This is a genomic window from Achromobacter sp. (genome assembly GCF_032113835.1).
Taxonomy (GTDB): domain Bacteria; phylum Pseudomonadota; class Gammaproteobacteria; order Burkholderiales; family Burkholderiaceae_B; genus Achromobacter.
Map to the genome: position 1 here is coordinate 13,508 of NZ_DAMCTG010000037.1, position 12,511 is coordinate 26,018.

At 61.6% G+C, this 12,511-nt stretch carries 19 protein-coding genes; 17 read left to right on the forward strand and 2 right to left on the reverse strand.

The annotated features are described in order from the left end of the window. Window positions 1-72: 72 nt before the first annotated feature. Both RT697_RS14565 and RT697_RS14570 read right to left on the reverse strand, forming a co-directional pair. Window positions 73-2,241, reverse strand: coding sequence for a metallophosphoesterase (locus RT697_RS14565; protein ID WP_313699776.1), 2,169 nt, complete (start codon window positions 2,239-2,241; stop codon window positions 73-75). A 243-nt stretch (window positions 2,242-2,484) separates the two neighbouring features. Next, window positions 2,485-3,912 carry an NAD-dependent succinate-semialdehyde dehydrogenase gene (locus RT697_RS14570; protein ID WP_313699778.1) on the reverse strand — a complete coding sequence of 476 codons (1,428 nt, stop codon included), beginning with the start codon at window positions 3,910-3,912 and terminating at the stop codon, window positions 2,485-2,487. 220 nt (window positions 3,913-4,132) lie between these two features. Between RT697_RS14570 and RT697_RS14575 the strand changes: the two genes are divergently transcribed. The 17 genes from RT697_RS14575 (at window position 4,133) to rpsD (ending at window position 12,486) form a co-directional block, all read left to right on the forward strand. Further along, window positions 4,133-4,885 (forward strand): aspartyl/asparaginyl beta-hydroxylase domain-containing protein, encoded by a 753-nt coding sequence (locus RT697_RS14575; RefSeq protein WP_313699780.1) that lies wholly within the window; start codon window positions 4,133-4,135, stop codon window positions 4,883-4,885. 340 nt (window positions 4,886-5,225) lie between these two features. Next, window positions 5,226-5,594, forward strand: coding sequence for a 50S ribosomal protein L14 (gene rplN / locus RT697_RS14580; protein WP_006216531.1), 369 nt, complete (start codon window positions 5,226-5,228; stop codon window positions 5,592-5,594). An 11-nt stretch (window positions 5,595-5,605) separates the two neighbouring features. Further along, a complete protein-coding gene (gene rplX, locus RT697_RS14585; RefSeq protein WP_008168975.1) occupies window positions 5,606-5,926 on the forward strand; it encodes a 50S ribosomal protein L24 in 321 nt (106 codons plus the stop codon). 12 nt (window positions 5,927-5,938) lie between these two features. After that, a complete protein-coding gene (gene rplE / locus RT697_RS14590) occupies window positions 5,939-6,478 on the forward strand; it encodes a 50S ribosomal protein L5 (RefSeq protein WP_008168978.1) in 540 nt (179 codons plus the stop codon). 12 nt (window positions 6,479-6,490) lie between these two features. After that, window positions 6,491-6,796: a 30S ribosomal protein S14 gene (gene rpsN, locus RT697_RS14595; protein ID WP_056571033.1), complete on the forward strand. Its 306-nt coding sequence runs from the start codon at window positions 6,491-6,493 to the stop codon at window positions 6,794-6,796. Between the two features lie 10 nt (window positions 6,797-6,806). Continuing rightward, entirely contained in the window at window positions 6,807-7,202 is a 396-nt protein-coding gene (gene rpsH / locus RT697_RS14600; protein WP_006216525.1) for a 30S ribosomal protein S8, read from the forward strand. A gap of 12 nt (window positions 7,203-7,214) precedes the next feature. Continuing rightward, window positions 7,215-7,748, forward strand: a complete 534-nt coding sequence (rplF, locus tag RT697_RS14605) for a 50S ribosomal protein L6 (protein WP_063953645.1) — start codon at window positions 7,215-7,217, stop codon at window positions 7,746-7,748. Window positions 7,749-7,769: 21 nt separating this feature from the next. Next, complete coding sequence (gene rplR / locus RT697_RS14610) at window positions 7,770-8,135, forward strand: 50S ribosomal protein L18 (RefSeq protein ID WP_008168985.1); 366 nt, start codon at window positions 7,770-7,772, stop codon at window positions 8,133-8,135. A gap of 15 nt (window positions 8,136-8,150) precedes the next feature. After that, window positions 8,151-8,672 (forward strand): 30S ribosomal protein S5, encoded by a 522-nt coding sequence (gene rpsE / locus RT697_RS14615; RefSeq protein ID WP_008168987.1) that lies wholly within the window; start codon window positions 8,151-8,153, stop codon window positions 8,670-8,672. 3 nt (window positions 8,673-8,675) lie between these two features. Beyond that, entirely contained in the window at window positions 8,676-8,861 is a 186-nt protein-coding gene (gene rpmD, locus RT697_RS14620; RefSeq protein ID WP_006216520.1) for a 50S ribosomal protein L30, read from the forward strand. 9 nt (window positions 8,862-8,870) lie between these two features. Beyond that, complete coding sequence (rplO, locus tag RT697_RS14625) at window positions 8,871-9,311, forward strand: 50S ribosomal protein L15 (RefSeq protein WP_312430961.1); 441 nt, start codon at window positions 8,871-8,873, stop codon at window positions 9,309-9,311. Between the two features lie 13 nt (window positions 9,312-9,324). After that, window positions 9,325-10,650 (forward strand): preprotein translocase subunit SecY, encoded by a 1,326-nt coding sequence (secY, locus tag RT697_RS14630; protein ID WP_056327063.1) that lies wholly within the window; start codon window positions 9,325-9,327, stop codon window positions 10,648-10,650. Window positions 10,651-10,658: 8 nt separating this feature from the next. After that, entirely contained in the window at window positions 10,659-10,877 is a 219-nt protein-coding gene (gene infA / locus RT697_RS14635) for a translation initiation factor IF-1 (RefSeq protein WP_003806927.1), read from the forward strand. A 34-nt stretch (window positions 10,878-10,911) separates the two neighbouring features. Next, window positions 10,912-11,025, forward strand: a complete 114-nt coding sequence (gene rpmJ, locus RT697_RS14640; RefSeq protein ID WP_003806928.1) for a 50S ribosomal protein L36 — start codon at window positions 10,912-10,914, stop codon at window positions 11,023-11,025. A 43-nt stretch (window positions 11,026-11,068) separates the two neighbouring features. Then, window positions 11,069-11,434: a 30S ribosomal protein S13 gene (gene rpsM / locus RT697_RS14645; RefSeq protein WP_008168996.1), complete on the forward strand. Its 366-nt coding sequence runs from the start codon at window positions 11,069-11,071 to the stop codon at window positions 11,432-11,434. A gap of 15 nt (window positions 11,435-11,449) precedes the next feature. Beyond that, on the forward strand, window positions 11,450-11,851 hold the full coding sequence (gene rpsK / locus RT697_RS14650; RefSeq protein WP_006216516.1) for a 30S ribosomal protein S11: 402 nt from the start codon (window positions 11,450-11,452) through the stop codon (window positions 11,849-11,851). 11 nt (window positions 11,852-11,862) lie between these two features. After that, a complete protein-coding gene (gene rpsD / locus RT697_RS14655; protein ID WP_175124780.1) occupies window positions 11,863-12,486 on the forward strand; it encodes a 30S ribosomal protein S4 in 624 nt (207 codons plus the stop codon). Window positions 12,487-12,511 lie beyond the last annotated feature (25 nt).

Consider the following 12,511-nt stretch of genomic DNA (forward strand, 5'->3'; position numbering starts at 1 on the left):
CGCTGTGCCAACAACGAAAAACGGCCCGCTGGATCAGCGGGCCGTTGGCCTTTCAGGTCGCGCGAAACCGGCCTAGAACGGCGAAGGCTGGTTCGACAGGTTGACGATGCTGTTGGTCGTCAGGTCCAGGCGGATGTGCTCGGACGGTGCGCCGTTGGCCAGCTTCAGCATGATCGCCATCAGCGGCTTGAAGCGCGCCTTGAACAGGTCGGCCGGGGTGTTGGCGTTGCTGACGTTGTTGCCGTTCATCTGCACGGCGGCGTTGGTCTGGTTCAATGCCTGGGCCAGCAGCTTGTACTGGCTGGCACGTTGCGCGGGGATGTCGGTAAACGCGAGGTCGCCGGCGTTGGCGAGGCGCACGAAGTCGCCGGCCATTTCCAGCGCCGTCCACTGCGCGAAGTCCGCCAGCTGCATGCCGTTGGCCTGGGCCAGGGCTTGCGCGCGCGATTGCGCGTTGGCGGCATCCACGGCATAGGCCGGGTTGCTGGCGCCGCTGCCGCCGGCGTCATACAGGCACGCAAAGAACGCGGGCGTCAGATTGTTCTGGTTGCCGGTGTTCTCCAGTTCCTTGAGCGTGACCGTCGTCTGCAGTTGCGACAACGCCAGCAGGTCGGCGCCCGTCAGCGGGCTCTTGACCAGCTCGCGCATCTCGCAGCGCCAGTCGTCGTTCAGCAGACGCAGGCGCACCAGTTCGCTCATGTAGCGATAGGTGAAATCGCCGTAGTCCTTGGCGTCCAGGATGGACACGTCCCAGCGCGGCGGCACGGTGTAGGCGTTCTCGGCGCGGTACAGGTCGAACAGCTCATCGAAGCGCGGCACCTTGTCCAGTCGGATGGTCTGCACTTCGATCTCATCGGCGCTCTGCAGCGTCATGAGTTTGTACGCCGGCACATAGGCGGCCATGGAGGGCGCCTGGATGTTGAAGAGCGCGTGGTCGCCGCCGTAGTTGCGCAGGGCCATGTCGTTGAAGTGCATGTGGCCGCCCACGTGCACCTTCAGACCGGTCTCGGCCAGCGCGCGGGTGGTGTTCTCGGCGGGACGGCGGATCATCTGCATCTTGTTCGCGCCGAGCAGCGCTTCGATGTCGTCGGAGGCGCCATTGAAGAACTCGGACATCGGGAAGTGGCTGAAGGCGATGACCTGCTTGCCCTGCGCCTTGCCGCGCGCCACCACATCGGTCAGCCACGTGATGACGTGCGCCTTGTGGGTCAGCATCTTGTTGTAGCCCTGGTCACCCGAGCCGGTGAAGTCGTTGGCGCCCGGACCCGTCGGCACGTAGACGTTGGCGTCCAGGCCCACCAGCCACACGCCCTCGACGGGCTCGACCACGTAGGACGTGTCGGGCACCATCTTGCACAGCGTGTAGTTCTGAGGCTTGTTCGGGCCGCCCGTGCCTTCGGCGCAGATCTCGTACTGGCGGTTGATCCAGTTGGCTTGCGACACCGCCGTGGCGTAATCGTAGTCTTCGTACTTGTAGGTGCTGTACGGGGTTTCGTAATACACGTTCTGCGGCTGGGGCATGAAGCCATGCTGCTCGAGCGCGGTCGTGATGCCCGAATAGCCCATGTGCAGCACTTCCTCGGTGCAGTACGTATTGCCGATGCGCGTCCAGTCGCCGCTGTAGGCGGTGTTGCATACGTTGGCGCCGCGGCTGTAGATCGGCTGCGAGAAGCCGATCGCGCCCGTCACGGGATCCAGGCCAAGATAGTCGCCCTTGCCCGCGGGCTGGTTGAAGGGGCGGTTGGGGTCATGGTTGCCCGGCGCGGCGAAGAACTGGATGCCGTGCTTCTTCGAATAGTCATCCATGATCTTGACCAGGCCGCGCATGTGCACAGGCTGGCCGTCATCGGAGAAGTCGCCCGGCAGCGCGATGTACTTCACGCCGCGCTTCACGGCGTCGTCCAGCGCGGCCAGGAAGGCGAAGTAGTTTTCGTTGAACAGGCGAGTGGACGTCAGCTGCGCGTACATCGTGCGGATCGTCGCGTTGTCGCCGGCCTTCGGGTTGGGGATGCCGAGGAACGAGCCGTCCTTGAAGTCCGCGTAGACGTCATGGAAATGGATGTCGGGCATGAACGCGACCTGCACGGGGGCGGGCGGCTGTGCGGGCGTCTCGGCGGGGGGCGGCGTCTCGGCGACGGGCGGGGACGTGTCATCGTCCTTGTCGCCGCCGCATGCGGCGAGCAGGGCAACGAGCAGCAGGGGGGCTGCGGCGCGGACGGGGCGGGAAGGGCGAAGCGTCATCGGGAGGCGGGATCCTGGAGGGGTCGGTGCGACGGCGGACGCGCATGGGCGATGGCCATGGCGAAGCGGCAGCCGCGGGTCAGCGATTTGGGTCAGCTGCTTGGGTCAGCTACTTGTAAGCGGGCCCAATGCTCACTGACCCGCATGACAGCCTCATGAATCCCGAACCGGTCCGCGTCACGCGACCGCAAAAAAAAGCCCCGCACGCGACGTGCGGGGCTTTGCGACGCGATGGCCGCTGGATCAGACGTGCGTGATGAACTTGGTGACCAGGTAGCCCTCGAAGGTCTCCGTGCCGCCTTCGCTGCCGATACCGCTGTCCTTGATGCCGCCGAAGGGCGTCTCGGCCAGGGCGCTGCCAAAGTGATTGATGTTGACCATGCCGGCTTCCAGGCCGTTGGACACCTTGGTTGCAGTCTTCAGCGAGTTCGTGAACACGTACGAGGACAGGCCGAAGGGCAGGCTGTTGGCCCGGCGCAGCACCTCATCGGTGTCCTTGAAGCGGACCACGGGCGCCACGGGGCCGAACGGCTCTTCGGTCATCAGCATGGCGCTGTCGGGCAGGTCCGTGACTACGGTCGGCGCAAAGAAGAAACCCTTACGGTCCAGCGGGCCGCCGCCGACCACCACCTTGGCGCCGTGTTTCTTGGCGTCATCGATGAAGGCGCTCATGGCGGGCACGCGGCGTTCGTGCGCCAGCGGGCCCATCTCGGTGCCGGCTTCCAGGCCATCGCCCACCTTGATGTTCTTGAGCACTTCAGAGAACCGCGACAGGAACTGCTCGTACGCGCCGTCCTGCACATAGAAACGGGTGGGCGACACGCAGACCTGGCCGGCGTTGCGCACCTTGAACTTGGCCAGCATCTCGGCGGCGCGTTCGATGTCCGCGTCGTCGAACACCAGCACGGGCGAGTGGCCGCCCAGTTCCATGGTGACGCGCTTCATGTGCGCGCCCGCCAGCGCCGCAAGCTGCTTGCCCACCGGCACGGAGCCGGTGAACGACACCTTGCGCACGATCGGCGAACGGATCAGGTAGTCGGAGATGGTGGCGGGTTCGCCCCAGACGATGTTCAGGCAGCCCTTGGGCAGACCCGCGTCATGGAACATGCGCGCAATCGCCATGACCGCGCTGGGCGAGTCCTCGGGACCCTTGAGCACGACCGTGCAGCCGGCGCCGATGGCGGCGGCGATCTTGCGGATGGCCTGGTTGTACGGGAAGTTCCAGGGGGTGAAGGCGGCGCAGACGCCGATGGGCTCGCGCACCACGATCTGGCGCACGTCCGGATTGCGCGGCTGGATCACGCGGCCGTAGATGCGCCGGCATTCCTCGGCGTGCCAGTCGGCGTGTTCGGCGCAGGACGTGACTTCGCCCACGGCCTCGGCCAGCGGCTTGCCCTGGTCCAGCGTCATGTTGCGGCCGATCTCCTTGGCGCGCTCGCGCGACAGCGTGGCGACCTTGCGCAGGATCGCCGAGCGGTCCATGGGCGAGGACTTCTTCCACGATTCGAAGGCGCGCTGGGCGGCGGCAAGTGCGCGGTCCAGATCGGCCTGCGTGGCGTGGGGCAGCTGGCCCAGCACCTCGAGCGTGGCCGGGTTGATGACGTCCTGGGTGCGCCTGCCCTCGCCGGCGACGAATTCGCCGTCGATATACAGCGCCAACTGTTCATACATGCCTGTCGTTCCTTGCGAAATAGGAATGGGTAGCCAAGGGTGATGGCGACCGCTGTCGCCCACGGCAGTCTAAACCAGCTTCCCCGAAGCGGAAGGAGCCAATCCCCACCGCGGGCTTGGGTCCATTGGCCTGCAAGGTGCGGGCACGCGTGCCACCGTGGACAAGCGCATCGCCGTGGACAAAAATGAGGAATCTTTGGCTGTCATCCGTATACCTATCGTGCAACCCGTCGATGCGCGCCCGGTCGCCAAGCCCAGTCTCTATTCGCGGGTCGTTTTCCGCTTCATCGAGTGGCTGCGTCAGCGCATCGCGCAGGCCTCGCTGGTCGGCGACAAGCCGATATTCCAGAACAGCCAGTTCCCGTGGGTCGCCACCCTCGAAGCGCGGGCGCCCGCCATTCGCGCCGAACTGGTGGGCTTGCTGGCCCACCGGCAGGCGCTACCGGCCTTCCACGTGCTCTCCCCAGACGTCGGCATGATCACGTCCGACGACCAATGGAAGACGTTTGTCTTTCTGGGCTATGGCCTGCGCTCCGAACGCAACCTTGCGCGTTGTCCCTCCACCGCGCGCGCCCTGCAGGACATCCCCGGCCTGCGCACGGCCTTCTTCTCCATCCTGGAAGCCGGCAAGCGCATCCCGCTGCACACGGGCCCGTACAACGGCGTGCTGCGCCTGCACCTCGGGCTGGTCGTCCCGGATCCGCCCGAACGCTGCTGGATAGAAGTGGGCGGCCAGCGCTATAGCTGGCGCGAAGGACAGGCCGTGGTCTTTGACGACCTGTATCCCCACGAGGTGCACAACGACACCAGCGGCGTAAGAGCCGTGCTTTTCGTGGATTTCGAGCGACCCTGCCGCGCTCCTGTAAAATGGCTAAATCGCCTTGTGCTCATGGCCGCGCCGTTCACGGACGAAATCCGTCGCGGCAAGGCAAATCATGACGCCTGGGAGAAGGGCTACTACCGTCAGAAATAGGGGCGGATGGCCCGCAAAACCGACCCCCTTGACAGGGGGCGTGGTCTTTTGTGCGCAATCCCAACAAAGTGCTTGCGCTCAAAAATTAACCACGTTAGAATTATCAGCTTTCCCAGATTGTCGATTCACTTAGCCGAAGGTTAGGTGAGCGCGTCGGGGGGAATACCCGCAGGATTTCAACCCAGGGTCGTTGCGTTGCCACCAGTTGCTGGTCCAGATAGTACGGACTTGCCGACAAAAAAGCAGGGCGGCTGACCTGACGGGACCAAAACTGGCAGGAATTGCAGTGTTCCCTTGTTGGGAAAACCGTATTTCCAGTTAAGTTGGAACAGGAAAAATCATGATCCAAATGCAGACCACGCTGGACGTGGCCGATAACACTGGTGCGCGTCATGTCATGTGCATTAAGGTGCTCGGTGGCTCCAAGCGCCGTTATGCCGGTATCGGCGACATCATCAAGGTGAGCGTCAAAGATGCGGCTCCGCGCGGACGCGTCAAGAAAGGCGAAATTTACAATGCCGTGGTGGTTCGTACCGCCAAGGGCGTGCGCCGTAAAGACGGTTCGCTGATTCGTTTCGGTGGCAATGCCGCCGTGTTGCTCAACGCCAAGCTGGAGCCTATCGGCACCCGCATCTTCGGACCCGTTACGCGTGAACTGCGTACCGAGAAGTTCATGAAGATCGTGTCGCTGGCCCCGGAAGTGCTGTAAGGAGCCCTACGATGAACAACATTCGTAAAGGCGACGAAGTCATCGTCCTGACCGGCCGCGACAAGAAGCGTCGTGGCACGGTGCTGGCCCGCGTTGGCGCCGACCACGTCCTGGTCGAAGGCGTCAACGTTGCCAAGAAGCACGTGAAAGCCAACCCGATGGCTAACAACCCGGGCGGGATTGTCGAAAAGACCATGCCGATCCACATCTCGAATGTGGCGCTCTTCAACCCCGCAACCGGTCGTGGCGACCGCGTGGGCGTTCAAGAAGTCGAAGGTCGCAAGGTCCGCGTGTTCCGTTCCAATGGTGCCGTTGTCGGCGCCAAGGCGTAAGGGGCGATAGACATGTCTCGTTTGCAAGATTTCTACAAGAGCAAGGTCGCTGGCGACCTGCAGGCCAAGTTTGGCTACAAGAGCGCAATGGAAGTGCCGCGCATCACCAAGATCACCCTGAACATGGGTGTCTCGGAAGCGGTCTCCGACAAGAAAGTCATCGAGCACGCTGTGTCGGATCTGACCAAGATCGCCGGCCAGAAGCCCGTCGTGACGAAGACCAAGAAGGCTATCGCCGGTTTCAAGATCCGCGAAAACTACCCGATTGGTTGCATGGTCACGCTGCGTGGTCAACGCATGTACGAATTCCTGGATCGCCTGGTGGCGGTTGCGCTGCCTCGCGTGCGCGACTTCCGCGGTATCTCGGGTCGTGCGTTCGACGGCCGTGGCAACTACAACATCGGGGTGAAAGAGCAAATCATTTTCCCCGAAATCGAGTACGACAAGATCGACGCGCTGCGTGGGCTGAATATCAGCATCACCACCTCCGCGAAGACCGACGAAGAAGCCAAGGCGCTGTTGACGGCCTTCAGCTTCCCGTTCCGTAACTAAGGGGCTGATGACGTGGCTAAACTTTCCCTCATCAATCGCGACATCAAGCGCGCCAAGCTGGCTGACAAGTTCGCTGCCAAGCGCGCTGAGTTGAAGGCGATCGTCGACGATCAGTCGAAGACCGACGAAGAACGTTACCAAGCTCGGCTCAAGCTGCAACAGCTGCCGCGCAATGCCAACCCGACGCGTCAACGCAACCGTTGCGTGGTCACCGGTCGTCCTCGCGGCGTGTTCCGCAAGTTCGGTCTGACGCGCCACAAACTGCGTGAAATGGCGATGAAGGGTGAAATCCCCGGCATCACCAAGGCCAGCTGGTAGGAGAAACAATATGAGCATGAGCGATCCCATCGCCGATATGCTGACCCGCATTCGCAATGCGCAGCAAGTGGACAAAGTTACGGTGAGCATGCCCTCCTCGAAGCTGAAGGCGGCCATTGCCGCTGTGCTGAAAGACGAAGGCTACATCGACAGCTTTGAAATCAAGGGCACCCAGGCCAAGCCTGAGCTCGAGATCACCCTGAAGTACTACGCTGGCCGTCCGGTTATCGAGCGCATCGAACGCGTCTCGCGCCCTGGTCTGCGTATCTACAAGGGCCGTACCAGCATTCCTCAGGTCATGAACGGCCTGGGCGTGGCTATCGTTTCGACCTCGCGCGGCGTCATGACCGACCGTAAGGCTCGCGCCAACGGCGTCGGCGGCGAAGTGCTGTGCTACGTGGCCTAAGGAGAAATTCGAATGTCACGTATCGCTAAGTATCCGGTCGAACTGCCCAAGGGTGTCGAAGCTGACATCAAGCAGGATCAGATCACTGTCAAGGGCCCGCTGGGCTCCTTGACCCAACCCCTGACTGGCGACGTCACGATCTCGCTGGACGGTGGCAAGCTCACGTTTGTCGCCGCCAACGATTCCCGTCACGCCAACGCCATGTCGGGTACCGTGCGCGCACTGGTGGCCAACATGGTCAACGGCGTGAGCAAGGGATTCGAGCGCAAGCTGAACCTGGTCGGCGTGGGTTACCGCGCCTCGGTTCAAGGCGACGCCGTTAAGCTGCAGCTCGGTTTCTCGCACGACGTTTTGCATCAGTTGCCGGCCGGTATCAAGGCCGAATGCCCCACCCAGACGGAAATCGTCATCAAGGGCTCCAACAAGCAAGTCGTCGGTCAGGTGGCCGCTGAAATCCGCGCGTACCGCGAACCCGAACCCTACAAGGGCAAGGGCGTGCGTTACTCGGACGAACGCGTCGTCATCAAAGAAACCAAGAAGAAATAACGGCGCACGCAAGGACGAATCATGGACAAAAAAGTTTCCCGTTTGCGTCGTGCGGTTCCGACTCGCCGGAAGATCAACGAGCTGCGCGTTCATCGCCTCTCGATTTTCCGCTCGAACCAGCACATCTACGCCAACATCATTTCGCCGGAAGGCGATCGCGTTCTGGTCAGCGCCTCGACGGTGGAAGCCGAAGTGCGTGCGCAACTGGCCGGCCAAACCGGTCAGGGTGGCAACAAAGCCGCTGCGACGCTGGTTGGCAAGCGCGTGGCCGAAAAGGCCAAGGCTGCCGGTATCGAACTGGTCGCTTTCGATCGCTCGGGCTTTCGTTACCATGGCCGCGTCAAGGCGCTGGCCGATGCCGCGCGTGAAGCCGGCCTGAAGTTCTAAGCGAGGATCTGTCAAATGGCTAAAGTACAAGGCAAGAACGCCGCGGAAAAAGAGAACGATGACGGCCTCCGCGAAAAGATGATCGCGGTCAACCGCGTGAGCAAAGTGGTCAAGGGTGGTCGCACCATGAGCTTTGCCGCGCTGACCGTGGTTGGCGATGGCGATGGCCGCATCGGCATGGGTAAGGGTAAGGCGCGTGAAGTGCCGGTGTCCGTTCAGAAGGCCATGGAACAAGCCCGTCGCGGCATGTTCAAGGTCGCTCTGAAGAACGGCACGCTGCACCACACCGTGGTCGGCAAGCATGGCGCCGCTACCGTGCTGATTTCGCCCGCTGCTGAAGGTACTGGCGTTATCGCCGGCGGCCCGATGCGCGCTATTTTCGAAGTGATGGGTGTGCGTAACGTGGTTGCCAAGAGCCTGGGCTCGAGCAACCCCTACAACATGGTTCGCGCCACGTTGAACGGCCTGCGCGCCTCCCTGACCCCGGCCGATGTTGCTGCCAAGCGCGGCAAGACGGTCGAAGAGATCCTGGGGTAAATCATGGCTCAGAAGCAGATCAAAGTGACCCTCGTGCGCTCGGTGATCGGTACCAAGCAATCGCACCGTGATACGGTTCGCGGTTTGGGCTTGGGCCGTATCAACAGCAGCCGCGTGCTGGTCGATACGCCCGAGGTGCGTGGGATGATCCGTAAGGTGGATTATCTCGTTTCCGTCTCGGAAGCCTAAGGAATCACCATGTCGGATATGCAACTTAATTCGCTGAAGCCCGCCGAGGGCAGCAAGCACGCCAAGCGCCGCGTCGGCCGTGGCATCGGTTCGGGTCTGGGTAAGACCGCCGGCCGTGGTCACAAGGGTCAGAAGTCGCGCTCGGGCGGTTTCCACAAGGTTGGCTTCGAAGGCGGTCAAATGCCGCTGCAACGTCGCCTGCCCAAGCGTGGTTTCACCCCGCTGGGTCAACACCTGTATGCACAAGTTCTCTTGTCGGACCTCCAGGCCCTGCCCATCGACGATATCGATGTGCAAGCGCTGAAGGCGGCCGGCGTGATTGGCCAGGCGGTTCGTTACGCCAAGGTCATCAAGTCTGGTGAACTCTCGCGCAAGGTCGTGCTCAAGGGCATTACCGCGACGGCCGGCGCTCGCGCCGCCATCGAAGCCGCGGGCGGCTCGCTTGCTTGATCAGAGGTGACGAGTGGCTAACGCGCAGGCATTGGGCAAATCCGGAGCACGATACGGCGATCTGAAGCGCCGTCTGGTGTTCCTGGTGCTCGCCCTGGTGGTTTACCGTTTGGGTACACACATCCCGGTTCCGGGTATCAACCCGGACGCGCTGGCGGACTTGTTCCGTCAGAACCAGGGCGGGATCCTGGGCCTGTTCAACATGTTCTCGGGCGGAGCGCTCTCGCGTTTCTCGATTTTTGCCCTGGGGATCATGCCGTACATTTCGGCATCCATCATCATGCAGTTGATGTCGGTGGTGGTGCCGTCGCTGGAAGCGCTCAAGAAAGAGGGCGAGTCCGGCCGTCGGAAGATTACCCAATACACCCGCTACGGCACGGTCGTGCTGGCGCTGGTGCAAGCAGTGGGCATTTCGGTGGCGTTGGAGTCTCAGCAGGGACTGGTGATCGATCCGGGCATGCTGTTCCGCTTCACGACCGTCGTGACTTTGGTCACCGGCACCATGTTCGTCATGTGGCTGGGTGAGCAGATCACGGAGCGCGGTCTGGGCAACGGGATTTCCATCCTGATCTTCGCAGGTATCGTGGCGGGTCTTCCCGCGGCGCTGGCTGCACTGTTGGACCTGGTCCGCACCAACGCGATGTCTGTGCTTTCGGCGCTGTTCATCGTGGCTCTGGTGGTGCTGGTTACCGCTTTTGTGGTGTTCGTGGAACGCGGACAGCGCAAGATCACGGTGAACTACGCCAAGCGTCAGGTAGGCAACAAGGTCTACGGTGGTCAAAGCTCGCATTTGCCGCTGAAGCTGAACATGGCAGGGGTGATTCCGCCGATCTTCGCGTCGTCGATCATTCTGTTCCCGGCCACGATCACGAGCTGGTTCTCCAGCAGCGAGAACATGCGCTGGCTTAGCGACCTGGCTGCGGCCCTGTCGCCTCGTCAACCGCTCTACATCACGCTGTACTCGGTCGCGATTATTTTCTTCTGCTTTTTCTACACGGCTCTGGTTTTCAACAGCCGCGAAACGGCGGACAACCTGAAGAAGAGTGGTGCGTTTGTTCCGGGCATCCGTCCGGGCGAGCAAACAGCGCGCTACATCGACAAGATTCTGATGCGTTTGACGCTCGCAGGTGCCATCTACATTACGTTGGTGTGCCTGTTGCCGGAATTCTTGGTGATGCGCTGGAACGTTCCCTTCTACTTCGGTGGTACGTCTCTGTTGATCATTGTGGTGGTGACGATGGATTTCATGGCGCAGGTTCAGGCCTACATGATGTCTCACCAGTACGACTCGTTGCTCAAGAAGGCCAACTTCAAGGGCGCGGGTTTGCCGATGCGGTAAGCAAAAGAATGTCCAAGGACGACGTCATTCAGATGCAAGGTGAGGTTCTTGAGAACCTCCCGAACGCGACATTTCGCGTCAAGCTCGAAAACGGCCACGTGGTGTTGGGCCATATTTCCGGCAAGATGCGTATGCATTACATCCGGATCCTGCCGGGTGACAAGGTCACAGTGGAGCTCACGCCCTATGACCTGACGCGAGCCAGGATTGTTTTCCGCTCCAAGTGAGCGAAACCGGATTACGGAAAATTAGGAGTCAACCATGAAAGTAATGGCATCGGTTAAGCGGATCTGCCGCAACTGCAAAGTTATCAAACGTCACGGCGTGGTGCGCGTTATCTGCACCGACCCGCGTCACAAGCAGCGTCAAGGCTAACTCGGGTTAGCGACTACGCAACGGATTTATTCAAGGAACAGTCATGGCCCGTATTGCTGGCATTAACATTCCGCCGCAACAGCACGCCGAGATCGGCCTGACCGCCATTTTTGGCATCGGTCGTACGCGCGCTCGCAAGATTTGCGAAGCGGCAAACGTACCCTTTGACAAAAAGGTCAAGGATCTGAGCGACGCTGAATTGGAACGCGTCCGCGAACATGTTGGTTTGTTCACGGTTGAAGGCGACCTGCGTCGTGAAGTACAGCTCTCGATCAAGCGTTTGATCGACCTGGGAACCTACCGCGGTATGCGTCACAAGCGCGGTTTGCCCGTGCGCGGCCAGCGCACTCGCACCAACGCCCGGACCCGCAAGGGCCCGCGTCGTGCTGCTGCGTCCCTGAAGAAATAATCGAGGAACAGGATTATGGCGAAAGCTTCCACCAGCGGCGCTTCGCGCGTGCGCAAAAAGGTCAAGAAGAACGTCTCGGACGGCATCGCGCACGTTCACGCTTCGTTCAACAACACCATCATCACCATCACCGATCGTCAGGGCAACGCACTGTCGTGGGCCACGTCGGGCGGTGCTGGCTTCAAGGGTTCGCGCAAATCGACCCCGTTTGCCGCGCAAGTTGCCGCTGAAACGGCTGGCCGCGTTGCGCTCGAGTACGGCATCAAGACGCTGGAAGTCCGCATCAAGGGCCCCGGTCCTGGCCGCGAATCGTCGGTCCGCGCGCTGAACGCGCTGGGCATCAAGATCTCGTCCATCGCCGACATCACGCCCGTTCCGCACAACGGCTGCCGTCCGCCGAAGCGTCGTCGTATCTAAAGGGAATCCACATGGCACGTTATATTGGACCCAAATGCAAGCTCTCGCGCCGCGAGGGTACTGACCTGTTCCTGAAGAGCGCCCGCCGCTCGCTGGATTCCAAGTGCAAGCTGGATTCCAAGCCTGGCCAACACGGCCGCACTTCGGGTGCCCGCACTTCCGACTACGGCCTGCAGCTGCGCGAAAAGCAAAAGCTGAAGCGCATGTACGGCGTGCTGGAAAAGCAATTCCGCAAGTACTTCGCTGAAGCCGAGCGCCGCCGTGGCAACACCGGCGAAACGCTGATCCAGCTGCTGGAATCGCGTCTGGACAACGTCGTCTACCGCATGGGCTTCGGCTCGACGCGCGCCGAAGCTCGCCAGCTGGTGAGCCACCGCGCCATCGAACTGAACGGCCACACGGCTGACATCGCTTCGATGCTGGTCAAGGCTGGCGACGTCGTCTCGGTTCGTGAAAAGGCCAAGAAGCAAGGCCGTATCAAGGAATCGCTCGACCTGGCCACCAGCATCGGCATCCCCCAATGGGTGGAAGTCGACGCGGCCAAGCTGACCGGCACGTTCAAGTCGGCCCCCGATCGCGCTGACGTCGCTCGCGACATCAACGAATCGATGGTCGTCGAACTGTACTCGCGTTAATCACGCCTGCCGGCGCCTCCTTCGC

Bases quoted from the DNA above. Each gene is read 5' to 3' on its own strand.
- RT697_RS14565 (WP_313699776.1), bottom strand. From the start codon at position 2,241: ATGACGCTTCGCCCTTCCCGCCCCGTCCGCGCCGCAGCCCCCCTGCTG.
- RT697_RS14570 (WP_313699778.1), bottom strand. From the start codon at position 3,912: ATGTATGAACAGTTGGCGCTGTATATCGACGGCGAATTCGTCGCCGGC.
- rplN (WP_006216531.1), top strand. From the start codon at position 5,226: ATGATCCAAATGCAGACCACGCTGGACGTGGCCGATAACACTGGTGCG.
- rplX (WP_008168975.1), top strand. From the start codon at position 5,606: ATGAACAACATTCGTAAAGGCGACGAAGTCATCGTCCTGACCGGCCGC.
- rplE (WP_008168978.1), top strand. From the start codon at position 5,939: ATGTCTCGTTTGCAAGATTTCTACAAGAGCAAGGTCGCTGGCGACCTG.
- rpsH (WP_006216525.1), top strand. From the start codon at position 6,807: ATGAGCATGAGCGATCCCATCGCCGATATGCTGACCCGCATTCGCAAT.
- rplF (WP_063953645.1), top strand. From the start codon at position 7,215: ATGTCACGTATCGCTAAGTATCCGGTCGAACTGCCCAAGGGTGTCGAA.
- rplR (WP_008168985.1), top strand. From the start codon at position 7,770: ATGGACAAAAAAGTTTCCCGTTTGCGTCGTGCGGTTCCGACTCGCCGG.
- rpsE (WP_008168987.1), top strand. From the start codon at position 8,151: ATGGCTAAAGTACAAGGCAAGAACGCCGCGGAAAAAGAGAACGATGAC.
- rpmD (WP_006216520.1), top strand. From the start codon at position 8,676: ATGGCTCAGAAGCAGATCAAAGTGACCCTCGTGCGCTCGGTGATCGGT.
- rplO (WP_312430961.1), top strand. From the start codon at position 8,871: ATGTCGGATATGCAACTTAATTCGCTGAAGCCCGCCGAGGGCAGCAAG.
- infA (WP_003806927.1), top strand. From the start codon at position 10,659: ATGTCCAAGGACGACGTCATTCAGATGCAAGGTGAGGTTCTTGAGAAC.
- rpmJ (WP_003806928.1), top strand. From the start codon at position 10,912: ATGAAAGTAATGGCATCGGTTAAGCGGATCTGCCGCAACTGCAAAGTT.
- rpsM (WP_008168996.1), top strand. From the start codon at position 11,069: ATGGCCCGTATTGCTGGCATTAACATTCCGCCGCAACAGCACGCCGAG.
- rpsK (WP_006216516.1), top strand. From the start codon at position 11,450: ATGGCGAAAGCTTCCACCAGCGGCGCTTCGCGCGTGCGCAAAAAGGTC.
- rpsD (WP_175124780.1), top strand. From the start codon at position 11,863: ATGGCACGTTATATTGGACCCAAATGCAAGCTCTCGCGCCGCGAGGGT.